Here is a 550-nt window from a genome sequence, read left to right as displayed (position 1 = left end):
CTCGACGAATTGCGTCAGAGCCTTCCCCTTCATATTCAACCTCTCTAACGTTTTGGCCATTAATCTCTGTGAGTCGTCCTCGAATAATTGGAAATGCTTGTGACCGCGTCACTCCATTTTTATCCAGTGTTTCTAGGTAGTTAGCCAGTTCATAATCGCCAATGTTTAATGCAAATACATTAGGCGCATCCGCAGGCAAAGTCCGTTCCCAATCCGCGAGGATGTCACTACGGACAAGCCAAATAATGGAAAGGAGCATCAAAGAAAGCGACAGCGCACCAAACTGCAGACCGCTGGTAATAGGCGTGCGGTTGATTCGGCTCAGTGCCAACTTCATCGCTGGTTTGGTGGCAAAGCGGGAGAATAACTTCGTCAATGCGATGCTTAATCCGGCCAACACGACAAATAGTGCTGCAATACCCGCAAGTACAATCCAGACCAAAGTGTTGTTTGCGTACAACGCGAGCAATGGAAGCACAGGGACAAGAACGAGCAGCAGTCGCTTCCAAGATCGTTGCGCTGTGCCCTGCTGTAAAACCTCAAGTGCTGG

At 49.1% G+C, this 550-nt stretch carries 1 pseudogene; it reads right to left on the bottom strand.

From position 1 onward, the window contains the following. Positions 1-550: pseudogene (locus R7E78_RS29530) on the bottom strand (ABC transporter permease); the annotation flags it as partial.

The sequence above is a fragment of the Vibrio sp. YT-19(2023) genome, assembly GCF_033337395.1.
This window is presented reverse-complemented; position numbering and strand designations above follow the sequence as displayed.